Annotated in this window: 16 protein-coding genes; 6 read left to right on the forward strand and 10 right to left on the reverse strand. The window is 71.7% G+C overall.

The window, feature by feature from the left end:
• Positions 1-20: 20 nt before the first annotated feature.
• Complete coding sequence (locus ATL41_RS07245) at positions 21-4,484, reverse strand: sensor histidine kinase (protein WP_169924513.1); 4,464 nt, start codon at positions 4,482-4,484, stop codon at positions 21-23.
• A 273-nt stretch (positions 4,485-4,757) separates the two neighbouring features.
• On the opposite strand from ATL41_RS07245, the gene ATL41_RS07250 reads away from it, so the two are divergent.
• The gene (locus ATL41_RS07250) at positions 4,758-5,705 is read left to right on the forward strand and encodes a zinc-binding dehydrogenase (RefSeq protein WP_245854675.1); all 948 of its coding nucleotides are present in this window, start codon (positions 4,758-4,760) and stop codon (positions 5,703-5,705) included.
• Positions 5,706-5,777: 72 nt separating this feature from the next.
• Here the strand turns inward: ATL41_RS07250 and ATL41_RS07255 are convergent, their stop codons facing one another.
• The 6 genes from ATL41_RS07255 to serS all read right to left on the reverse strand — a co-directional run bounded on the left by ATL41_RS07255 (position 5,778) and on the right by serS (position 12,648).
• A complete protein-coding gene (locus tag ATL41_RS07255) occupies positions 5,778-6,707 on the reverse strand; it encodes a carbohydrate ABC transporter permease (RefSeq protein ID WP_098457879.1) in 930 nt (309 codons plus the stop codon).
• A complete protein-coding gene (locus ATL41_RS07260) occupies positions 6,704-7,663 on the reverse strand; it encodes a carbohydrate ABC transporter permease (protein ID WP_245854676.1) in 960 nt (319 codons plus the stop codon). Before ATL41_RS07260 ends, ATL41_RS07255 begins: the two co-directional genes overlap by 4 nt.
• A 188-nt stretch (positions 7,664-7,851) precedes the next feature.
• Positions 7,852-9,234: an ABC transporter substrate-binding protein gene (locus tag ATL41_RS07265; RefSeq protein WP_098457881.1), complete on the reverse strand. Its 1,383-nt coding sequence runs from the start codon at positions 9,232-9,234 to the stop codon at positions 7,852-7,854.
• 157 nt (positions 9,235-9,391) lie between these two features.
• Positions 9,392-10,444, reverse strand: coding sequence for a LacI family DNA-binding transcriptional regulator (locus ATL41_RS07270; protein ID WP_342744426.1), 1,053 nt, complete (start codon positions 10,442-10,444; stop codon positions 9,392-9,394).
• An 18-nt stretch (positions 10,445-10,462) separates the two neighbouring features.
• Positions 10,463-11,359, reverse strand: a complete 897-nt coding sequence (locus ATL41_RS07275; protein WP_098457883.1) for an HAD family hydrolase — start codon at positions 11,357-11,359, stop codon at positions 10,463-10,465.
• Positions 11,356-12,648 carry a serine--tRNA ligase gene (gene serS / locus ATL41_RS07280; RefSeq protein ID WP_098457884.1) on the reverse strand — a complete coding sequence of 431 codons (1,293 nt, stop codon included), beginning with the start codon at positions 12,646-12,648 and terminating at the stop codon, positions 11,356-11,358. The genes ATL41_RS07275 and serS overlap by 4 nt, the downstream gene beginning before the upstream one ends.
• A gap of 107 nt (positions 12,649-12,755) precedes the next feature.
• On the opposite strand from serS, the gene ATL41_RS07285 reads away from it, so the two are divergent.
• Complete coding sequence (locus tag ATL41_RS07285) at positions 12,756-13,910, forward strand: diacylglycerol/lipid kinase family protein (protein WP_245854677.1); 1,155 nt, start codon at positions 12,756-12,758, stop codon at positions 13,908-13,910.
• A gap of 20 nt (positions 13,911-13,930) precedes the next feature.
• Positions 13,931-16,129, forward strand: coding sequence for a hypothetical protein (locus tag ATL41_RS07290; RefSeq protein ID WP_098457886.1), 2,199 nt, complete (start codon positions 13,931-13,933; stop codon positions 16,127-16,129).
• Here the strand turns inward: ATL41_RS07290 and ATL41_RS07295 are convergent.
• Positions 16,083-16,874, reverse strand: a complete 792-nt coding sequence (locus tag ATL41_RS07295; RefSeq protein ID WP_098457887.1) for a glycosyltransferase family 2 protein — start codon at positions 16,872-16,874, stop codon at positions 16,083-16,085. The genes ATL41_RS07290 and ATL41_RS07295 overlap by 47 nt on opposite strands.
• Before the next feature lie 166 nt (positions 16,875-17,040).
• Positions 17,041-17,868: a DUF5926 family protein gene (locus ATL41_RS07300; protein ID WP_098457888.1), complete on the reverse strand. Its 828-nt coding sequence runs from the start codon at positions 17,866-17,868 to the stop codon at positions 17,041-17,043.
• Positions 17,869-18,008: 140 nt separating this feature from the next.
• Between ATL41_RS07300 and pgm the strand changes: the two genes are divergently transcribed.
• On the forward strand, positions 18,009-19,691 hold the full coding sequence (gene pgm / locus ATL41_RS07305) for a phosphoglucomutase (alpha-D-glucose-1,6-bisphosphate-dependent) (RefSeq protein WP_098457889.1): 1,683 nt from the start codon (positions 18,009-18,011) through the stop codon (positions 19,689-19,691).
• A 77-nt stretch (positions 19,692-19,768) separates the two neighbouring features.
• On the opposite strand, the gene ATL41_RS07310 is transcribed toward pgm, so the two are convergent.
• On the reverse strand, positions 19,769-20,641 hold the full coding sequence (locus ATL41_RS07310; RefSeq protein ID WP_219810371.1) for an ArgP/LysG family DNA-binding transcriptional regulator: 873 nt from the start codon (positions 20,639-20,641) through the stop codon (positions 19,769-19,771).
• 55 nt (positions 20,642-20,696) lie between these two features.
• Here ATL41_RS07310 and ATL41_RS07315 point away from each other — a divergent pair, with 55 nt between their 5' ends.
• A complete protein-coding gene (locus tag ATL41_RS07315; protein ID WP_098457890.1) occupies positions 20,697-21,302 on the forward strand; it encodes a LysE/ArgO family amino acid transporter in 606 nt (201 codons plus the stop codon).
• Positions 21,303-21,355: 53 nt separating this feature from the next.
• Complete coding sequence (locus ATL41_RS07320) at positions 21,356-22,576, forward strand: MFS transporter (RefSeq protein ID WP_098457891.1); 1,221 nt, start codon at positions 21,356-21,358, stop codon at positions 22,574-22,576.
• The last annotated feature ends 160 nt before the right edge of the window (positions 22,577-22,736 follow it).

The raw sequence follows: 22,736 nt of genomic DNA on the forward strand, positions 1-22,736 counted from the left end.
TTTCTCTCCTTCTTCCAGAGTCAACGCGACTGTGGTGCGGGGTCGTGGTTTTCATGGACATCTTGCACCGGAGCTCCGTCGCCCTCCTGACGTGCCCGGTTGGTGGCACTGACGAAGGACGACAGACGTGCCCGGAGCTCGGCCGCGTCGCGGCTGATCTTGGAAGAGCCCTCGTCCGGAAGTGTAGAGGCGGGCACCTCCGTCCGAACTCGCTTCGTGAGGCTGCTGCTCGCCGCGGGTCCGGCCATCTGGTTCGGCCGGTACGCGGAGAGCTGGCTGAGCTCCGCCAGGGCCTGCTCCTGGATCCCGGCCTGCAGTGCGAGCCGGGCAGAGAGCTCTGCGTCCAGCTCCCCGACGCCCCAGCTGGTGCGCTGGGCCTCGGGTGCTGCCGGAGCGGCAGGCGCGGACGGTGCCGCGGGTGCGGCCTCGTCCCTCGGTCCGAAGAATGCGGTGGCCGACGGCGCGGGGCGTGCCGCGCTCTCGGGCTCGACAGCCGACCCGATGGTCGCGTCGAACGCCGGGGGCGAGTACGTGAAGCCCTCGGGCTCGATCGGCTGCGGCGTGAAGGTGGACGGCGAACGACGCTCGAGCGGTGCCGTCTCCTCCGCCGGGGCCGCCGGCGCGAAGGCAGCGGGCGCCTCGTACGACGCGACAGCCTGCGGCTCCGGGGCGAAGACCTCCGCGGCCGGGGCCGCCGGGGCTGCCGGGGCGGGTGCGAAGCCCCACCCGGCCTGCTCCTGCGGAGCGGCGGCGGGTGCCGGCGGCGGCGTGACGGCGGGAGCCTCGGCGCCCTTCTTCTTCCGCTTGCGCCCGAAGAAGCCACGCTTCTTCTCGGGCTCGGCGGCCGGTGCCGGTTCCGCCGGAGCGGCACCGAGGACGTCGCTGAAGCTGGGCAGCGCTGCTCCCGAAGGGCTGACCGCGAAGGGAGCGATGTCTGCGCTCGCCGCGGGCATCGGCAGGAAGCCGCCGTCCGCGGGCGCAGGTGCGGGCTCGTTCTGCGGCACGGCAGGCTCGGCCTGAGGGGCCTCGACGTGCGCGGCCGGAGCCTCAGCCTGCGGAGCGTCGTACCGGGCCGCGGGGGCCCCGTACTGCGCCGCGGGGGCCTCGTATTGCGCCGCGGGTGCCTCGTATTGCGCCGCCTCGTAAGCCGCCGCGTCGTACTGCGCCGCAGCGGCGCCGTACTGCGCGGCCTCGTCGTGCGAGGGCGCTGCCTCGTAGGCCTCGTCCGCCTGAGCCGCGGGCTCGACAGCGTGGTCGACGTGCTCGCCCGGGTAGGCCTCCGCAGCCACCTCGTCGTACACGACGTCCTCGACATCCGGGACCTCGACCTCGACCTCGTCCTCGACCAGACCAGGGATCGCGAAACCGAGCTCCGGGTCGATCTCCGGGGCAGGGACGGCCTCGGGGGCGGTCTCCGCGATCGGTGCGGGTGCGGCGTCGGCGACGGGAGCCGGCGTCTCCTCCTCGTAGCGGGCGTAGCGGCCGCGGCGGGTCGGGACGTCCGGGTAGGCCTCGTCGTCGACGTCAGCGGCGGACGCGATCGAGCCGACGTGCGCGCCGAGGGTGCGCAGGCGCTCGTCCTCACGCGTCGGAGCGGGGAGCTCCGAGGCGTGCGTCGGCTGCCAGGCGGCGCTCTCGGCGTCGTGGAAGGACTCGGCAGCGTCGTGCGCAGAGGCGCCGTCGGAGCTCGGGGCCCATGCTTCGGCGAAGGCCTGCACGGCAGCGTCCTGGTGCTCGTCGAGAGCCGGGAGCTCAGCCTCGACCGGCGCAAACGCGTCGGCCTGCGAGGACTCGACGACCGGCACGGTCGGCGTCTCGGCCTGCTCGTGCGCGGGGAGCGGCTCGACCGTCTCGCCCATGAACTCGAGCGAGCGACGGGTGCGGAAGTTCGAGAAGACCGCGGCGCGCTCGGGGACGGGAGCGATCGGGCCGTTCTGGTCGGCCGTCGGCTCCGCGGGGAGCGGCGCCGACGCGCCCGTCGGGGCAGCGCCACGCGTCGGCAGGCCGGAGCCACCGCCACGCGTCGGCAGAGCAGAAGCACCGCCGCGCGTCGGGAGAGCGTCCGCGCCACCACGCGTCGGGAGGGCGTCGCCACCGCGCGTCGGGAGGGCGTCGCCACCGCGCGTCGGGAGGGCGTCGCCACCGCGCGTCGGGAGGGCGTCGCCACCGCGCGTGGGGAGGGCAGAACGACCACCACGCGTCGGGAGCGATGCGGGACCGGCGATGTTGCTCGGCGGGGTCCACAGCTCGTTGGCACCGGCGACGAAGTCGCTCGGCAGCTCCGAGGCCGCGAGCTCAGGGAGGACGATGTCCGCCTCGGGCACGGCACCGAGCGAGGCGCTCGGCGCCGCGGTCTCGGGGGCGTTGCGCGTCTTGCGGCGCGGCATGCCCGTGCTCGTGGAGCCGTCGGTGAGCGCGTCGAGGTCGACGGGCACCGCGACAGGCGGCTCTGGCTCGACGTTGCGGCGCGTGGAGAGCGGCTGCGCCGCAGCCGGCTCGGGCGCGACCCAGGCCTCGGTGGCCTCGCGGGTGTCCTTGCTCAGGACGTCCACGGGCTCGTCGAGCGGGACCTCGTCCGCAGCGATGAACAGCGCGCGCGGGAGCATGACGCGAGCGACCGTGCCGTCACGGCCCTCGGGCCGCGAGAAGCGGACGGACGCACCGAGCTTGTAGGCGAGTCGACCGACGACGTAGAGGCCGAGACGCTGCGAGCCGACGATCTCGGACGCGGCGTAGGTCGACGCCTTCTCGTTGGCCTCGTCGAGCTCCTCGTCGGTCATGCCGAGGCCCTCGTCGAGCACGGCGACCGTGTACCAGCGCGAGTCCTCCTCGACCGTCACGACGACCGGGGTGCCAGGGTCGGAGAAGACGGTCGCGTTCTCGAGGAGCTCAGCGATCAGGTGCGCGGCGGGCAGCGCGTTGTGACCGAGCATGAGCGGGTCGACGTGCAGGTCGAGCTCGACGCGCTCGTACAGCTCGATCTCCGAGGATGCCGTACGCACGACGTCGGACAGCGGCATGGGAGCGCGGACGCGACGGCCCGACTCGATGCCGGCGAGGACGAGGAGCGACTCGGCGTTACGGCGCATTCGCGTCGCGAGGTGGTCGAGGCGGAAGAGGTTCGCGAGGGTGCCCGGGTCTTCCTCGGAGCGCTCGAGCTCGTCGAGGAAGACGAGCTGGCGGTTGAGGAGGACCTGGTCGCGACGAGCGACGTTGATGAACATCTCGGCGATCGAGCCGCGCAGGAGGGCCTGCTCACGGGCGACGCGGAGCGTCACGGCATTCACCTCGTTGAACGCGCCGGCCAGTCGGCCGACCTCGTCCTGCGAGGTGACCTCGATCTTCTCGACGGAGACGTCGGGGCTCTTGCCCGGCTCGGCGACCTCGTCGACGATGCGCGGCAGCTCGTCACGGACACGACCGGCGGCGTCCGTCAGGCGACGGAGCGGCTCGGTGATCGTGCGGGCGACGGTGAGCGCGATGAACACGGAGACCGCGACAGCGGCGAGCGCGGCGGCGAGCGTCAGGAGGAGCGAGCGGGTCGCGGCGTCCTGCGACGACTTGCCGTAGTCCACGGCGAGCTGGCGCAGGTCGTCGCGCACGTCGCGCAGGCGCGTGTTCTCGGCAGCAGCGTTATCTTCCCACTGCGTGCGGTACTGCACCGGGATGGTGTTCGGGGCGGCCTGGAGAAGACCGTCACGGGCGATCTGGAACGACGCGCTGAGCGACGGGATCTCGATGCCCTCGTAGCCGAGGTCGGCGACGGTGCGGATCGCGTTGGTGCGGACGGTGGTGCCCTCGGCCATCTGGACCGCGACGGCGCGGCGGTCGACCTCGGTGTCCATGTTCGAGAACGAGTCCTCGATGAGGATCTGTCCCGACTGCGCCTCGACCTGCATGTTGTTCATGAGGCGGTTCGTGTTCGTGTACGCCACGACGTGAGTACCGAGGCCACGGTCGCGCACCGTGGTCGCGAGGATGTCACCGAGGTCGAGCTGAGCGTCGATCATCGTGTCGTAGTACGACATGAGGTTACGGACGGTCGTACCGCCACCGGACGTTCCCCAGCCGATGCGCTCGTCGACGAGGCTGCGCGCGAGCGCGAGCTGCTCGGGCTGACGGGTCTGGACGGCCCGGGCCATCGTCTCGTTGACGGCCGCGTTGTCGCTCTTGCGGTCCATCTGGCGCAGGGCGCGGTCGAGCTTGCTGACCGCGTCGTCTGTCGCCTTGCGGGCGGCGGCGAGGTCCTTCACGAACGCGGTGCGCCCGGTCGCCACGGCGACCGAGGACCAGCGCTCCTGCTGGAGTGCATCGATGAGGTCGTCCTCGACGACGACGACGCCGAGGTAGCTGGTCTGCAGACGCGAGTACTGCCACGTGTCGTACGCCGACACGACGAGGTAACCGGCGCCAAGAACCAGGACGAGCACCGGCACGGCCAGTGTCGCCAGGATCTTTCCGCGCACCCCTAGTCTGCGGAGCATCGGTACCTCTCTCGCCCTTGTCGCAGGGAGCCCACGGGAGGCCTCCCCCAGCGCGCCACCAGGCAGGTTGCTCGCCGTGATCAGTGAATCGGCATGTTCGGCCGGTTCCATTAGCAGAGCGCAGCCTCGGATGACGAGACACCACCCCGCGGGGCGGGGAAAACACCCAAATCATGTCTCACCGTGTGATGACGACGTGGCAGAACTAGGATGTGCGCCGTGCGCATTATCACAGCAGACCCCCCAGATTCGGAAGCCAGGGTGCCGCTGGTAGTGCGGGATTCACCCGATCCGGGGCTCCTGGACGACGGCGTCGTCGTCGCGGTCGAGGCGGCGGGGGTGAACCCGGCGGACCTCCTGCAGGTCGCCGGCAAGTACCCGCCCCCGCCCGGCGCACCGTCCTGGCCCGGGCTCGAGGTCGCCGGTCGCATCGTCGCGACGGGTCCGCTGGTCCGTGGCTGGGAGGTGGGCCAGCGCGTCGCCGCGCTGCTCGCCGGGGGCGGTTACGCAGAGCTCGCGGCTGTGCCCGCGTCGCAGCTCCTGCCGGTTCCCGACGCGCTCTCGGACGTCGCAGCAGCGGCGCTCCCGGAGGCGCTCGCGACGGCCTGGTCCAACCTCGTGGACGTCGGCGGGATGCAGCAGGACGACGTCGTGCTGGTCCACGGCGGCACGGGTGGCGTCGGCTCGGTCGCGGCCCAGCTCGCGGTCGCGCGCGGCGCGCGCGTCGTCGCGGTCGCCGGAGGCGCCGAGCGCGCCGAGCGACTGCGCGAGCTCCTGGCGCGCGTCCCCGGCTCCCACGAGGCCGTCGTCGTCGACAGGACGAGCGAGGACTTCGTCTCCGCCTGCCAGGACCTCGGCGGCGCCGACGTCGTGCTCGACGTCGTGGGTGCTGCGAACCTCGGACGGAACGTCGAGTCGCTCGCGACCGGAGGCAGGCTCGTCGTCATCGGCCTGCCGCGCGGGCGCAAGGGCGAGCTCGACCTCGGCGCCCTCCTCGCGAAGCGCGCGAGCGTGCACGGCACGACCCTGCGGGCGCGGCCCGCCGAGGAGAAGGCCGCGATCATGGCCGCCGTCCGCGAGGAGGCCTGGCCGCTCGTCGTCGACGGGACGATCACGCCCGTCGTCCACGCGACCTTCCCCTTCGAGGAGGCCCAGCAGGCGCACGACACGGTCCGCGCCGGGTCCCCGTTCGGCAAGGTCGTCCTCGTCCGGCACGGCTGACGCCAGGACTCCCCGCAGACGCCGAGAGGGCCGGGTCCACCAGGACCCGGCCCTCTCGGCGTACGTACGTCGTCAGCCCTTGACGGACCCCGCGAGGAGACCGCGGACGAAGTAACGCTGGAGCCCGACGAAGATGATCACGGGCACGATCATCGAGATGAACGCCGCTGCGGAGAGCAGGTGCCAGTCGGCGCCACGCGTACCCGACAGGTCGGCGATGTAGACGGTGAGCGGCTTGACCGCGTTGTCACCGCCCGCGAACGTGAGCGCGACGAGCAGGTCGTTCCACACCCACAGGAACTGGAAGATCGCGAAGGAGGCGATCGCCGGGACCAGGAGCGGGAGCAGGACCGAGAAGAAGATCTTCACGTGGCCTGCGCCGTCGACGCGGGCCGCCTCGACGAGCTCACGCGGGATCTCGGTCATGAAGTTGTGCAGCAGGAAGATCGCGAGCGGGAGCGCGAAGATCGAGTGCGACAGCCACAGGACCCAGAAGGAGCCGTTGAGCTCCCAGTTCACGAACTGCGTGAGCAGCGGGATCAGGGTGACCTGGATCGGCACGACCTGGAGCGTGAAGACACCGACGAACAGGATGCTGCGGCCCTTGAAGTCGATCCACGCGAACGCGTACGCCGCGAGCAGCGCGATCGTGATCGGGATGAGGACCGACGGGATCGTGATGACGAGGGAGTTGACGAAGTAGTTCGACAGGTTGATCGACGAGCTCGTCATCGCGGACACGTAGTTGTCCGTCGTGACCGTCGGGTTGGAGAAGAACGTCCACCAGCCCGACGTCTTGATGTCCCGCTCCGGACGGAAGGAGGTGATCAGCAGGCCGACCGTCGGGACCGTCCACAGGAGCGCGATGACGATCGCGACGGCGGAGCCGATCCGGTTGGCCATCGTCTTGCGAACCGTGTCCGCACGGTGCTCGACCTTGTCGAAGGTGCTCGGGGTCGGAACCGTCCCGACCTGGTCCACAGGAACCTCTGTGTTGCTCATCGGACCTCCTCCGTCTTCTTCATCTGGCGGACGTTGTACACGATGAGCGGCAGGATGATGATGAACAGGATCACCGCGAGAGCGGCACCCAGGCCTTCGTTGCCCTGCCGGAAGCTCTGCGTGTAGAACTCGTTCGCGACGACCGACGTGCCGAACTGCCCACCGGTCATCGTGCGGACGATGTCGAAGACCTTGAGCGTGCCCATGGCGATCGTCGTGAGGACCACGACGAGCGAGGGCCGGACGCTCGGGACGGTGATGTGGGAGAACATCTGCCAGGCGTTAACGCCGTCGAGGCGAGCCGCCTCGATGATGTCGTCGGGGATGGCCTTGATGGAGGCCGACAGGATGGTCATCGCGAAACCGGCCTGGATCCAAACCATGACGACGATGAGGAACAGCGTGTTCCACGGGCCGTTGAGCAGGAAGTTGTAGGGCTCGCCGCCCATCCAGATGATCACCTGGTTGAGCAGGCCGATCTGCTTCGGCTGGCGGGCCGCCGGGACGTTCTCCAGCACGGCCTTGTAGTCGTACATGAACTTCCAGATGATCGACGCGCCGACCATCGAGATCGCCATCGGCAGGAAGATCAGCGCCTTGGCGAACTTCTCGAACTTGCTGCGGTCCACGAGGATCGCGTAGACGAGGCCGATGCCGGTCGACAGGAGCGGCACCAGGATGACCCAGATCGCGGTGTTGCCGAGGACCTTCTGGAAGGCGTCCTCGGAGAGCGCACGGGCGTAGTTGTCGACGCCGATGAAGTTGTTGCCCTTGGCGTCGTAGAACGACGCCTTGATGGTGGTCAGGGCCGGGTAGACGAGGCCGAAGAGCAGGCCCAGCACGGCGGGCCCGACGAACGCGGCGGCCAGCACCCACTTGCGCGGACGCTTGAGGCGCGAGACGCCAAACAGGATCAGGCCCATCGCTGCGGCGAAGAGCGCGACGGCGAAGACCATCAGGAGGAGCTTTCCTCCAGTCGTCGCCGGATGTAGCAACCAGTCCACCAGACCCTCCCGAGGTCGTCGTCGTGCAGCTGCGGGTCCCGTGGACCCTGGCGGCCCGAGGGCCCGCCGCTGCTGCGACGGGCCCTCGGTCCGTGGTGCTCAGACCGTGAGGTCAGGCTTTGTCAGGCCGAGGCCTGGGTTCACTTGGGCCAAGAAGCCTGGATGGCCGACAGAACTGCCGCGTCGTCCTTGTCCTCGGCGAGCCAGCTGGTCATCTCGGTCCAGAACGTACCCTGGCCGACCGCAGCAGGCATCAGGTCCGAACCGTCGAAGCGGAACTCCTGGGTGGTGTCACCGAGGAGGGTGGCCGCCAGCTTGTCGATCGGGGAGACCAGGTTCTCCGGGTCGAGACCCGAGTTGGCCGAGACCCAACCACCCGCGGGGGTGGCCTTCGCCTTGGCGTTGTTCCACTCGGGGCTCGCGAGGAACGCCTGGAAGGCGGCGACCTCGGGGCGGTCCGAGAAGGCGGCGGCGAACTCGCCACCACCGAGGAGCGGACGCTCGTCAGCGGTCAGGCCCGGGAGGTAGAACGCGAACGCGTCACCGGTCTCGGAGACCTCCGTGCCCTCGGGCCAGTTGGCCGCGTAGAACGAGGCCTGGCGGTGCAGGTAGCAGAGCGGCTCGTCCTCGACGAGCGGCAGGCCGCCGTCCTGGAACGTGGTGGTCGCGATGGAGGCGACGTCACCGTAGCCACCGTTGACGTAGTCCGGGTTCTTGAGGATCTCGCCGACCTTCGCGAGCGCCTCCTTGATCTCGGGCGAGTCGAACTTGACCTCGTTGGTGAGCCACTTGTCGTAGACGTCACCACCGGCGGTGCGAAGCACCAGGTCCTCGAGCCAGTCGGTGGCCGGCCAACCCGTGGCCTCGCCGGAGCCGATGCCCGCGCACCACGGCTTGGCGCCCTCGGCGCCGTGGTCGGCGAGGATCTTGTCCGAGAGGGCGATGAGCTCGTCCCACGTCGTCGGGATCGTGTAGCCGTTCTTCTCGAACTGCTTCGGCGAGTACCAGACGAACGACTTCACGTTGGCGCCGAGCGGAGCGGCGTAGAACGTGCCGTCGACGGTGCCGTACGACTTCCACGACGGGGAGTAGTACTTGTCGACGTTCGCGACGGTGCCCTCGGAGGCCGGGACGAGAGCGTCCGGGTAGTCCTTGGCGATCGTCTCGAGCAGACCCGGCTGCGGGATGTACGCGATGTCAGGCGCAGCGCCCGACTTGATCTTGACGAGGAGCTGAGCCTCGAACTCCTTGGAGCCCTCGTACGTGATCTTGGCGCCGGTGCACTCCTCGAACGGCTTGTACGAGTCGATGTGCGGCGTGTCCTCGGGCGTGACGATCGAGGTGTAGACCGAGACGGTCTTGCCCTTCAGGTCGCCGTACTGCTCGTAGGCCGCGCAGTCGCCGCTCGCAGCGCCCGGCTCCTCAGACTTGTTGTCGTCGTCGCTGCACGCGGCGAGCGAGAGCGCGAGCCCGAGGCCCACGACTGAGGCCGTGATGGCACGGCCCTTGTTGAAGCTCCTCATTGAGTTCCTCCACAACGATGTGATGTTGCCCCTAGGTGTCGACGGCCGAACCTTGTGGTCGGACGTCGCCTCCGGGATCCATGTAAGCGTTTACATCGGCCACTTTCAACCCCGTCCGGTCGCAACCGAGTAACGATTGCGTCACGTTGCCGCTTCGTTACAGCGCCGGGTTGACCACCCTCAACGGCCCCTCGCGCGGCGCCCCCGTCGTCCCCCGGACGACGAGCTCGGCGTCGAACACCACGTGCTGGTCCACGGGCCTGCCGGCGATCAGGTCGAGCACGAGCGCCGCCGCCGTCGCGCCCTGGGCGACGACCGGCTGGCTCATGGTCGTCAGACCGACGAGCTCCGAGATCTCGTGGCCGTCCACGCCGATGATCGACAGGTCCTCGGGCACCCGGATACCGCACTCGCGCGCCGCGAGCAGGGCGCCCATCGCCATCTCGTCCGACGCGACGAACAGCGCCGTGATCTCGGGCGACCGTTCGAGCAGCCGCCGCGCCGACTCCTTGCCGCCGTCGATGTCGAAGAAGCCGAACTCCTCCCAGCGCGGGTCCGCCTCGACCCCCGCCTCCTCGAGAGCGGTCAGCCAGCCCGTGCGCCGGTCCACCGGCGGCGTCCAGCGCCGCAGGTCGTCCGGCGTCCCCGTGATGTGCCCGATGTTGCGGTGGCCCAGCGACCGCAGGTAGCGCACCGCCTCGACGCTCAGGCGCACGTCGTCGATCCCGACGATCGGGTGGTCCGAGCTTCCTGAGCCGATGAACACGATCGGCTTGCCGAGCGTCTCGAGCGACCGGACCTCGGTGTCCTCGAGGGGCAGGCCGACGACGAGGATGCCGTCGACGCGACGGCGCAGCACGTCCGGGTCGACGCGCGGGGTGCGGCCGTTCTCCGACACCGCGAACGAGTAGAGCAGGACGTCGAAACCCACCTCGCGCAGGGCGCGCTCGGCGCCCTCGATGACGTTGGAGAAGAACCAGCGGTTCACCCAGGGGGTGAGCAGGCCGATCGTGTGGGTGCGCCCGGACGCGAGGGCCGAGGCGAGAGGCGAGGCGCGGTAACCCATCTCCGCAGCCACCGACAGGACGTGCTCACGGGTCTTCGCCGACACGTTGGGCATGCCTCGGAGAGCTCGGGACACGGTCGCGGTGGAGACACCGGCCGCCCGGGCAACATCATCGATGCCATGCGCCACTGGCTGATTGTGCACGCAAGGTGGCGACGAACGCTAACGGCGAGGAAGCTCCACGCCCTCGAGACGGTCGAGCACGGCCTGCAGGACGGCGACCACGCCGTCGTCGAGGATCGAGCCCGTGATCGTGTCCGCAGCGGCCACGACGTCCGCGGCCGCGTGGCCCATGGCCACGCCGCACGACGCCCAGCGCAGCATCTCGACGTCATTGCCGCCGTCGCCCACGGCGACCGTCGCACGCTCGTGGACGCCGAGCTTCGCGCGCACGCGCTCGAGCGCGGACGCCTTCGAGACGTCCTGCGGCGCGACGTCCATCCACATGAGGTCCGCGATCGAGAAGTGCGTGTCGGACAGGCCGAGCTCGGCGAGGCCCGCGCGCAGCGCGCCGACCGGCTCGCCGGCGTCGACCGCGACGATCCGCGTCGTCGCGCGCTCCGCGAGGTCACGCAGGTCGACGACCGTCTGCCGGCCCATGATCGTGCGCTCGGGGAACGGCTCCGCCACCCAGTAGCCGACACCGACCTCCTCGACCGCGAAGAGCGTGCGCGGCATGTGGTGCAGCACGAGGTCGAGCGCGGGACCCGCCTCGAACATGACGGCGTCGTCGATCTCGTAGCCCTGCGGACCGCCCAGCCGCGCCGTGACCGAGCCGTTCGACGCGACGAGGTAGCCGTCGTCGAGCCCCAGCTCGTCCGCGACCGGGAGCAGCGCGACGAGCGGGCGACCGGTCGCGAGCACCACGTGGCTGCCCGCGGCGCGGATCTCACGGACGAGCGCCTTCGCCTCCGGGGAGATGAAGCCGTCCTCGGTCATGAGGGTGCCGTCGACGTCGAGCGCGACGAGATGGTCGGCGCCCGAGGGCGCAGGCAGCACCGAGTCGGGCCAGCGCAGCGGCTCCTGGACGTCCTCGAGCCCGGCAGGGGACCCGCTCATGCGGCGACGGGGGTGAGTACCTCCAGGCCGCCCAGGTAGGGGCGCAGCCCCTCGGGCACGCGGACGGACCCGTCCGGCTGCTGGTGGTTCTCGAGGATCGCGACGATCCAGCGCGTTGTCGCGAGCGTGCCGTTGAGCGTCGCGACGGCGCGCGTCTCGACCTTGCCCTCGGCGTTCTCGACGCGCTCGCGCACGCCCAGGCGGCGAGCCTGGAAGGTCGTGCAGTTCGACGTCGAGGTCAGCTCGAGGAAGCGCTGCTGCGTCGGCAGCCACGCCTCGCAGTCGAACTTCCGCGCGGCCGACGAGCCGAGGTCGCCCGCAGCGGTGTCGATGACGCGGTACGGCAGGCCGACGAGCGCGAGCATCTCCTCCTCGAGCGCGAGCAGACGCTCGTGCTCGGCCGCGGCGTCCTCGACGCGCGCGTACGAGAACATCTCGACCTTGTGGAACTGGTGCACGCGGATGATGCCGCGGGTGTCCTTGCCGTACGAGCCGGCCTCGCGGCGGTAGCAGGCGCTCCAGCCGGCGTAGCGGAGCGGACCCGCCGACAGGTCCACGATCTCGTCGGAGTGGTAGCCCGCGAGCGCGACCTCGGACGTGCCGACGAGGTACTGGTCGTCCGCCTCGAGGCGGTAGATCTCGTCGGCGTGCGCGCCGAGGAACCCGGTGCCGCGCATGATCTGCGGGTTGACGATCGTCGGCGTGATCATCGGCGTGAAGCCGTGCTCGAGCGCCTTGTCGACCGCCGCGTTGAGCAGCGCGAGCTCGAGGCGCGCGCCGATTCCGGTGAGGTAGTAGAAGCGCGATCCGGAGACCTTGGCGCCGCGCTCGGTGTCGATCGCGCGCAGCATCTCACCGAGCTCGAGGTGGTCGCGCGGCTCGAAGCCCTCCGCGGTGAAGTCGCGGCGCTCGCCGACCTCGCGCAGGACGACGTAGTCGTCCTCGCCGCCGGCGGGGACGCCGTCGGCCACGACGTTGGACACCTTCATGAGGAGGGCGTCGAGCGTCTCGCCGGCCTCGGCGGCGTCCTTCTCGAACGCCTTGACCTGCTCGGCGAGCTGCTTCGTGTGGGCGAGCAGCTCGGCGCGCTCCTCGGGCGACTTCGCCTGGGCGACCTTCTTGCCGTGGGACTTCTGCTCGGCACGCAGCGTCTCGAACTCGACGAGGGCGGAACGGCGGCGTGCGTCCGCGTCGAGGATCTGGTCCACGAGCGCCGGGTCGTCGCCACGGGCGACCTGGCTCGCACGGACGACGTCGGGCTGGTCACGCAGGAGCTTGAGATCGATCACGGCCCCACCTTATCGCCGCTGGGGCGCGGCGACGCGGGCGCGCCCGAGCGGCTGCGGCGTCCGCCCAGGTCGGGCGGGCGGTGCCGCAGAGCGCTAGCCTCGCCACCATGAGCACTATGTCGCCCTGGGAGATCGTCTGGATCTGCCTGTCCCTCGTGATGGCCGCGACTGCGCTCACCGTCTCGGTGCTGCTGTGGCGCGAGCGTCACCACCGTCTGCACGCGAGGGCACAGGGCCTGCCCGACGCCGCAGCGGGCGACCCGGCTGCGACGCCCCCGCCGCGTCGCGTCGTCGCGTTCGTCGCCAACCCGTCCAAGCCGGACGTCGCCTCGCTCAAGGAGCCCGTGCTCGCCGCCTGCCGCGCGACCGGGCTCGACCCGCTGTGGATCGAGACGTCGGTCGAGGACCCCGGGGTGGGCCAGGCCCGCGAAGCAGTGGCGCAGGGCGCCGAGGTCGTGATCGCGACCGGCGGCGACGGCACGGTCCGCGCGGTCGCCGAGGCCATGGTCGGGACGGGGGTGCCGATGGCCCTGCTGCCGGTCGGCACGGGCAACCTGCTCGCCCGCAACCTCGACATCCCCGTGACGGACCTCGACGAGGCCCTGACGATCGCGCTCGACGGCCGCGACCGGTCGATCGACGTCGGGTGGCTCGAGGTCCTCGACGCCCCCGCTCCGCGCGACGAGGACGACGACGTCGCCGAGGTCGGCAAGACGCACCTGTTCACCGTCATCGGCGGCGTCGGCTTCGACGCCGCGATGGTCGCCGACACGAACTCGACCCTCAAGGCGAAGGTCGGGTGGATGGCCTACTTCGCGGCCGGTGTGCGGCACCTGCACGGCCGCCGCCTCGAGGCGTCGATCCAGCTCGACGACGAGCCGCCCGTCTCCACCCGGCTGCGCACGCTCCTCGTCGGGAACTGCGGGCGCCTGCCCGGCGGTATCACGCTCATCCCCGACGCCGTGGTCGACGACGGGATCCTCGACGTCGCCGCGATCGACACCCGCGGCGGCATCGCGGGCTGGGCGCAGCTCTTCGGCGACGTCGTGCTGCAGGGCCTCGGGATCAAGCCGGTCGAGCTGCCGAACCGCATCGGCCGCATCGACCACACGCAGTGCCGCTCGATCACCGCGCGCGTCCGCGGCGGCGAGCAGGCCCAGGTCGACGGCGACATCATCGGCCGCGCGAGCGCGATCAAGGCGTGGGTCGAGCCGGGCGCGCTGATCGTCCGCAACCCCCGCCGGATCACCATCGGCCGCTGACCCGACCGTAGGCTGGGCGGGTGAGCCTCCTGACCCGCACCCGCCGTCCCCTCGCGCGTCTCGGGGCGGCCGCGGCGCTCGGAGGGCTCGCCCTCGCGGCTGCCGTCCCCACCGCGAGCGCCGCGACGGCCCCGCCGCCGCCCGTGCAGGTCGTCGTCGTCGGGACCGTCGGGGTCCAGTGGGAGGACGTGTCGCCCGAGGCGACGCCCGCCCTGTGGGAGCTCGCGGGACGCGGTGCGGTCGGCAGCACGGTCGTGCGCAACGTGCGCTCGTCGACGTGCCCGGCGGAGGGCTGGCTGGCCCTGTCCAGCGGTACCCGGGCCGGGGACACGACGTACGAGCCTGTCGACGGCGCCGAGGAGCGGTGCCGTCCGCTCGACGACCCGAGCGGCACGGGCGACGTCGAGGTCCCGGCGTGGGACGCATACGTCACCTCCGCGCGCGAGGGCCAGTACGACGCCGTGCCCGGGACGCTCGGCGACGTCCTCGCCGAGGCCGGCCTGACGACGGCGGCTTACGGTCCCGGTGCGGCGATCGCGCTCGCCGGCTCGGACGGACGCGTCCCGGCGTGGGCTCCCGTCGACGACGCCCTGACCGCGTCGCTCGCGGACGACCTCGCGACCGCGGACGTCGTCGTCGTCGACGCGGGCACGGTGCGCGGCGAGACTGCCGCGGAGCGCGCCTCCGGGGTCGCGGCGGTCGACTCGGTCGTCGCCGACGTCCTCGACGCGCTCGGCACCGCGGGCACGGAGCCGCTCGTCCTGCTCTCCTCGCTCGCCGACGCGGCGAGCGAGCCGCGCCTGCAGATCGCTGCCGCGGTCGGCCCACTCACGTCAGGAGCGGACGCCGCGGGCGTCCTCGACTCCGCGTCGACCCGCCAGCCCGGGTACGTCCTCGGCTACGACCTCACGCGCACGATCATCGACCGCGCCGCCCCGGGCGCGACGAGCACCGCGACGCACCGCCTCGACGGTTCGCCCGTGCGTGCCGACGGCGCAGCGACCCCGCTCGACGCGCGTGCCGACGCGCTGCGCGACGACGCGCTGCGCTCCGTCGTCGTCCGTGCGGCGATCTCCCCGTTCTACGTCCTGTTCACCGTCGCGAACATCGCCCTCCAGGTCGCGGTGAGCCTCGGCATCGCCCGCGCGGGCCGCGACAGCGCGAAGGGATACCAGCTGGCGTGGCTCCGCCGGGTGCGCACGGTCGGGCTCGCGCTCGCGTCCCTGCCGACCGCGACCTTCCTCGCGAACCTCGTGCCGTGGTGGCGCTCGCCGGCCCCGAACCTCACGGTCGCGGCGGTCATCACGGCGATCGTCGGGGCCGTCGTCGCGCTGTGCCTCCTGCCCGCGGTGCGCCGTCGCCCGCTCGGTCCGCTCACGGTCGTGACCGCGCTGACGGCGGTCGTCCTCGCGGTCGACGTCGCGCTCGGCGCGCGCCTCCAGCTCACCTCGCTCATGGGGACCCAGGCGCTCGTCGCGGGGCGCTTCTACGGCTTCAACAACACGGCGTTCACGCTGTTCGCGACGTCGACCGTCCTGCTCGCGGCGAGCATGGCGACCCCGCTCGTCGCGCGCGGTCGGCGCCGCCTGGCGGCCGGCGTCGTCGCGCTCGTCGGCCTCGTCGCCGTCGCGCTCGACGGCCTGCCGTCGATCGGCGCGGACTTCGGCGGGCCGCCCGCTCTCGTCCCCGGCTTCGCCGTCCTCGTGCTCCTCGTGCTCGGTGTCCGTCTGACCTGGCGGCGCGTGCTCGTGGTGCTGGGTGCCGGCGCGGTGACGGTGTCGCTCTTCGCCGTCCTCGACTGGCTGCGGCCCGAGGGCGAGCGCACGCACCTCGGCGCGTTCGTGCAGACCGTGATCGACGGCGGCCTGTGGGGCGTCGTGACGCGCAAGCTCTCGCAGAACGCGAGCAACCTCGTCGGCACGCCCTTCACGCTCATCGCGCTCGGCGCGGCGGTCCTCGTCTACCTGGGCGTGCGCCGCGCGGGCGGGCGGCTCGAGGCGCCGCTCAAGCTCGTCGCGCGTGAGCTGCCCGTGCTCGGCGCAGGCCTGGTCTCGCTGCTCGTCGTCCAGGCGATCGCGTTCGCTCTCAACGACTCGGGCATCATCATCCCGGCGGTCGCCGCGACGCTCGCCCTGCCGCTCGTCGTCGTGACGTTCGGCCGGGTCGCCGAGGTCAGCGCGGACGACCACCCAGGACGGACCGCATCTTCCGAGCGTTGACCGCGAAGAGCACGTCCCGGTACTGGGCCGCCCGGTGCAGGGTGCCGCGCAGGTCCTTCTTCGACGGGCGGTGCCGCAGGTCGCACGGGACCTCGACCGCGACGTAGCCGCGGCGCACGAGGTCGATCGTCATGCCCGTCTCGACTCCCCAGCCGTGCGCGAGCGGCGTCGCCGCCTCGAACGCCTCACGCGTCAGGCAGCGCTGGCCCGACAACGGCTGGGTCGGCGTCCACCCCGTGAGGCTCGCGATCGCGCGACGTGCCGCGCCCACGACGATGCCGTGCCCGCCCGCGCCGGGCTGCGGCGGCAGGAGCGCGATCGACATGTCGGCTGCGCCCTTGAGCACCGGCGGAATCAGCGGGGCCGTGTTGACGGCCGTCTCGCCGAGGTCGCCGTCGATGAACAGCAGGAGCCGCGGGGGGCGGTCGGCGGAGTCGCGCATCGCGACGATCGAAGCACCCGTCTCCATGGCCGCGGCCTTGCCGCGGTTGTGCGAGTGGCGCACGACGACGGCGCCCGCCTCACGGGCGACGTGCTGGGTGTCGTCGTCGCTGCCGTCGTCCACGACGAGGACGAGGTCGACGTACGGGATGGCGCGCGCGGAACGCACGGTCGCGGCGATGCGCCGCGCCTCGTCCTTCGCGGGGATGATCACGGCGACGCGCTGGCGGGTGCGGCCGTTGGGTCCGGGTTGCGGGCGGGGCGTCTTTGCCACCGGCAGGTCCGTGGACTCCGCAGGCACCATCGCCTGCTCCGTCCGGTCCTGTGGATCCTCTGTCACACGGTCCACCCTAGTGGAGGCCACGGGGTTCTGCTGAATTGGTCTAGGTCTACCAAGACTCCGCAAAAAGGGTGTGCGGAAAACCCCGCCGCCCGCCACGAAGGACGGTCGGCGGGGTCTTTCGGGCGGATCAGCGGAGCGTGACCTGGCGGGCGATGATGCCCGCCCGCGCGCGACGCTCGTTCGAGTCGAGCGGCTCGGTGCTCTCGAGGGCGGGGGCGAGGAGCTTCTCGAACGCCTCGGCGTCCTTCTCGAGCTGCTCGATCGTCGTGCCCGCGACGATGTCCCACACCGGCACGCAGATGCCGGACGAGCGGAACGCCCCGAGGAAGCGGGACTTGCCGAGCGACGACTGGCGCTTCGCGTGCAGGCGCGCGATCGCGTCGATCAGGCGGTCCTCCTCGACGGCCATCGACCAGCGCAGGTAGCGGCGCGCACCGAAGTCCGCGAGGTAGGCGCTCTCGACGCCCGCGAGCTTCTCGGTCGGGATGATCGTCGACGCGGCCTCCTCGAGGGACTCCTTGAGGTCGGGCGTGATCTCCTGGCTCGGGTCGAGCCAGTAGTCGAAGCCGTCGTGGATCGTCACCTCGAAGGGGACGGTCAGGTCGAGGACGTCCTGCAGGCGCGGGCCCTCGCCCGGCAGGCCCACGGTCGTCAGCGACGTGCCCGGCTCGAGCTCCATGACGGCGAGCAGGTTCGCCGCGAGGTCGCGGCTCGTGTCGCCGGAACCGCCCTGGCCCTGGATGGAGAGCAGGATCGCGCCGTCGGCGCGGTGCAGGGCCGGCCACCCGCCCGGGAGGGTCGTCGTCACGACGACGTCACGAGCGCCGTGCTCCTTCGTCGTCCGCGCGGTCGCCGTCGCGGCGGGGACGACCTCGCGCAGCGCGACCCAGTCGGCCTCGCCGGGGAGGTTCTCGAACGGGCGCAGCACGAAGTCGGGGGTGGGGTTCTTGGCCATGCGCTCATCGTACCGGCCCGCCCCCCGCGGCGGAGAGCGGCCGCGGGCTCTCGCGCGGAGCGCGGGACGCCGCCGGGAAAAGGTCCGGAAGGCCCAGATCTGCGGCGCGCGCAGCCCCGCGCGGGTGGCAGGATCGGAGCATGCATCCTCGAGCTGGAACCGTTGCCCTCCCCGAAGACCTCATCGACGTCGACGCGCTGCTCGCCGCGTACTACGACCGCAAGCCCGACCTGGACGACCCCGCGCAGCGGGTCGTGTTCGGCACGTCCGGTCACCGCGGGTCGAGCCTCGACGGCGCCTTCAACGAGGCGCACATCGTCGCGACCACGCAGGCCATCGTCGAGTTCCGGCGCAGCCAAGGCATCGACGGCCCACTGTTCATCGGGCGTGACACGCACGCGCTGTCGCTGCCCGCATGGCAGTCCGCGCTCGAGGTCCTCGCCGCGAACGGTGTCGACGTGCGCATCGACGCGCGCGACTCCTACACCCCGACGCCCGCCGTCTCGCACGCGATCCTGCTGCACAACGGCGCGAGCACGTCCGAGGGCGTCCGCGTGGAGGGCCCGGGCCTCGCCGACGGCATCGTCGTGACGCCGTCGCACAACCCACCACGCGACGGCGGCTTCAAGTACAACCCGCCGCACGGCGGCCCCGCCGACTCGGACGCGACGTCCGTCATCGCCGCTCGCGCGAACGAGATCCTGCGCGACGGCGTCGAGAAGGTGCGTCGCGTGTCGCTCGAGGCGGCGCTCGCGGCGCCGACGACGCTCAAGCACGACTTCCTGTCGGCGTACGTCGACGACCTCGCGAACGTCGTCGACTTCGACGCGATCCGCACCGCGGGCGTGCGCATCGGCGCCGACCCGCTCGGCGGCGCGTCCGTCGAGTACTGGGGCGAGATCGGCGAGCGCTACGGCCTCGACCTCACGGTCGTGAACCCGACGGTCGACCCGCGCTGGGCGTTCATGACGCTCGACTGGGACGGCAAGATCCGCATGGACTGCTCGTCGCCGAACGCGATGGCGTCCCTCGTGGGCGCGATGCGTCCCGCCGCGGGCGGCGCCGCGCCGTTCGACATCGCGACGGGCAACGACGCCGACTCGGACCGCCACGGCATCGTCACGCCCGACGCAGGCCTGATGAACCCGAACCACTTCCTCGCGGTCGCGATCGACTACCTGTTCTCGGGCGCACGCCCGGGCTGGCGCCCGGACGCCGCGATCGGCAAGACGCTCGTGTCCTCCGCGCTCATCGACCGTGTCGCGGCCGGCCTCGGACGCCGCCTCGTCGAGGTGCCGGTCGGCTTCAAGTGGTTCGTGCCGGGGCTGCTCACGGGCGAGGTCGGCTTCGGTGGCGAGGAGTCCGCGGGCGCGTCGTTCCTGCGCACCGACGGCAACGTCTGGACGACCGACAAGGACGGCCTTCTGCTCGCGCTGCTGGCCTCCGAGATCCAGGCGAAGACCGGCAAGTCCCCGTCCCAGCGGCACGCCGAGCTCGTCGCCGAGCACGGCGAGTCCTGGTACGCCCGCGTCGACGCACCCGCGACGCTCGAGGAGAAGGCCACGCTGTCGAAGCTCGACCCCGCGCAGGTGCGCTCCACCTCGCTCGCGGGCGAGGAGATCGTCGAGAAGCTGACCGCGGCGCCCGGCAACGGTGCGGCGATCGGCGGCCTCAAGGTCACCACGAAGAACGCGTGGTTCGCGGCGCGCCCGTCGGGCACGGAGAACGTCTACAAGGTCTACGCCGAGTCGTTCGTCTCGGCCGAGCACCTCGCGCAGGTGCAGGAGGAGGCCAAGCAGGTCGTCTCCGACGCGCTCGCCTGACAGCGCCTCCAGGGGCCGAGGGCCGGTGCGCACGATCCGTGCGCACCGGCCCTCGGCCGTTCCTGGAACGGTGACGCTCAGCCGGGGAACGCCTGCTGGACGGCCGCGGTGAGCCGGTCGAGGCGCGGGGCCGCGATGGTCCAGCGCTGCCACACGAGCCGTCGCTCGACAGGCTCGAGCCCTGGCACGGGGACGAGCTCGGGGGCGGCCTCGACCTGGCTGTCGAGGAGCATGCCCCACCCCATGCCGGCCCGGACGGCGGTCGCGAAGGCGCTCGGGCTCGGCACGGCGGGGCCGCGCCCGGCGCGCGGCAGGCCCGCTGCGGCGAGCGCGGCGTCCTGCAGCTCGTCCTTCGTGTCGAAGCGCACGACCGGGAGGCGTGGCACGTGGTTGGGCCTGCGCACCGCGTAGCGCTCGAGCAGGTCGGGGTGGACGCGCGGGCTGTACCGCACGACGCCGAGGGGTTCGGCGCGGCAGCCGGGCGCGGCGACGGGGTCGGTCGAGACGGCGGCCATGACGGTGCCGCTGCGCAGGAGGTCGACGGCGTGCGCCTCGTCGTCGGACACGACCTGCAGGTAGGTGTCTGACCACGAGCCGGCGGCGACGAGGACGTGCCGGAACCAGGTGTCGAGGGAGTCCGCGTTGACGGCGACGGTCAGCGGCACCGGTTCGCCGTCACCCGGGACCCCGCCGAGCTCGTCGGCCAGCTCGGCTGCGAGCAGCGCCTGCTGGCGGGCGTGGCGCAGGACGGGTGCACCGTCGTCGGTCACCGTCGACGGGGTGCCGCGACGCACGAGGATGCGACCGAGGGAAGCCTCGAGCGCGCGGATGCGCTGGCTCACGGCCGACGTGCTCACGCCCAGGACGTTGGCGGCGCCCTCGAACGAACCTTCGTCGGCGATCGCAGCGAGCGCGGCGAGCTGATCAGGGCTGATGAAGGTCTGCTTCACGATGTGAAGATTATCGCGTTCGCCTTCACGCTGTGAGCGTGCCTAGCCTCGCCCTGTGAACACCGCCCTCACCGCCCTGACGACCGGCTTCCTCGCGAGTCTGGGCCTCATCGCCGCGATCGGCGCCCAGAACGCCTGGGTGCTGCGGCAAGCCCTGCGCCGCGAGCACGTCGCGATCGTCGTCGGGATCTGCGTCGCGTGCGACATCGCGCTCATGGCGGCCGGCACGGCCGGCATCGGCGCGCTGCGGACCGCCGCGCCCTGGGTGCTCGAGGTGTTGCGCTGGGGCGGCGTCGTCTACCTCCTCGCGTTCGCAGCGACGTCGCTGAGGTCCGCCCTCAAGCCCCACCAGGGGCTCGTCGCGAGCGAGCCGCGCCCCGCGCACTCGGCCGCGCTCACGACCCTCGCCGTCACCCTGCTCAACCCCCACGTCTACCTCGACACGCTCGTCATGCTCGGGACGGTCACCAACAGCTTCGGGCACCTGCGCTGGGTCGCCGCCGCGGGCGCGATGGCCGCGAGCGCCGTCTGGTTCTCGCTCCTCGGGGTCGGCGCCCGCGCCCTGTCAGGAGTCCTCGACCGTCCGACGACGTGGCGCGTGATCGACGGCCTCGTCGGCGTCGTCATGATCGGCATCGCGATCCGGCTCGCGGTCGGCTGACGGGTGGCCGATCTCACCACCGACGAGCGCAGACGCGGTGAGAGAATGGCGCAATGGCATTCGGCGGGCCCTACCGGGCGATCCTTGCGCGCCCTGGCGCAGCACAGTTCTCGATCTCGGGGCTGATCTCCCGCTTCCCGATGTCCATGGTGGGCATCGGCATCGTGCTGATGATCCAGGGCCTCTACGGGTCCTACGAGCTCGCCGGCCGCGTCTCCGCGGTCTACGTCCTGTCGCAGGCCGTGTGCGGCCCGCAGATCGCCCGCCTCATCGACCGTCACGGGCAGGCGCGTGTCATGCGCCCGCTCCTCGCCGTCTCCGCGTCAGGCATCACGCTCCTCATGATCGCCGCCGTCGCGATCGCGCCGTCGTGGGCGCTGTACGTGATCGCTGCGCTCGCCGGCTCGACGATCGGCTCGATGGGCACGCTCGTGCGCGCGCGGTGGACGCTCCTGCTCGACGACCCGCACGACATGCACACCGCCTACTCCCTCGAGGCCGCTCTCGACGAGCTCGTGTTCGTCCTGGGCCCGGTGCTCGCGACGTGGCTCGCCACCTCGGTCACGCCCTGGGCGGGGCTCGTGTTCCCGATCGTGACGATGCTCGTCGGCGGCTACTGGTTCCTGTCGCTCAAGGACACCGAGCCGACGCCGGTCCCGCAGACGCGGGCCGAGCGCCCGCCGAGCGTGCTGCGGTTCGGCGCGATGATCATGCTCGTCCTCGTGTTCGTCGCGCTCGGCGGCGTCTTCGGCGCGGGCGACGTCGCGACGATCGCATTCGCCGAGTCGCTCGGCCAGAAGACCTCGGCGGGCATCGTGCTCGCCGTCTTCGCCGCCGGCTCCTTCGTGTCGGGCCTCTGGTACGGGTCGCGGCGCTGGGTGGCCCCGCTGTGGGCTCGGTTCACCGTGACGATGCTCGCGCTCGCGGCCGGGGTGTCGCTGTTCCCCCTCGTGAACTCGCTCGTGGCGCTCGCCGCGGTCATGTTCGTCACGGGCCTGACGATCGCGCCGTCGCTCATCGGTGGCAACGGGCTCGTGCAGCTCATCGTCCCGCCCGCGCAGCTCACCGAAGGCCTCACGTACGTGGGGACGGCGCTCGGCGTGGGCGTGTCGTTCGGGTCGTCGATCGCGGGCTCGCGGATCGACGCGGCGGGCCCGCACGCGGGCTTCATGGTTGCGATCGTGTGCGCCGGGACGGGAGCGCTGCTCGTGCTCGCCTCGATGCGCATCCTCAAGCGGTCGAGCGCGCGACAGGTGCCCGACGGCGCGGCCTGACCGGCTCGCTCCGACGCCCGTCCCGTGATCGAGCGGGGCGGGCGTCGCTGCATCTGCCGTCGTTCAGGCCTGGCGCAACCGGGACTTTCCGGGCACGGTGTCTACATGTCGCACCCGCATGATCCCTAGTTTGGAAAGTTGCTAGCCTGGCTAGCCTTTT

The sequence above is a fragment of the Flavimobilis soli genome (genome assembly GCF_002564025.1).
In the GTDB taxonomy this organism is placed as follows: Bacteria; Actinomycetota; Actinomycetes; order Actinomycetales; family Cellulomonadaceae; genus Flavimobilis; species Flavimobilis soli.